The sequence below is a fragment of the Brumimicrobium mesophilum genome (genome assembly GCF_003025005.1).
In the GTDB taxonomy this organism is placed as follows: domain Bacteria; phylum Bacteroidota; class Bacteroidia; order Flavobacteriales_D; family Crocinitomicaceae; genus Brumimicrobium; species Brumimicrobium mesophilum.
Genome location: NZ_PVSS01000089.1, coordinates 1 through 324 on the forward strand (window position 1 = coordinate 1; position 324 = coordinate 324).

The window sequence follows — 324 nt, forward strand, 5'->3', positions numbered from 1 at the left end:
ATAGCCTTGGGAAAGCGGAACAGGTTAAAAGTAAAAGAATGATAGAACGAGTATTACATCCTCACAATGTGCAACGTGCCTTGAAGCAAGTAATTGCAAACAAAGGTAGTTCAGGAGTGGACAGATTAAGAGTAAATGAACTAACCGAAAGTTTTCGGAAAGGAAAAACACATCTTTATTCTTCCATAAAGGAGATGAAATACCTTGCTCAACCCATTCTTGGAGTAGAACCGAGGAACGAGCTCATGAATACAAATAAAAATAGACAAGAAATGAATAGATTCCTAAAGGAAATGGTAAAACACGACTTTTAGGAATACCAAC

Annotated in this window: 1 pseudogene; it reads left to right on the forward strand. The window is 36.7% G+C overall.

The annotated features are described in order from the left end of the window. Nucleotides 1–314, forward strand: a pseudogene (locus C6368_RS17170) (hypothetical protein); the annotation flags it as partial. Between the last annotated feature and the right edge of the window lie 10 nt (nucleotides 315–324).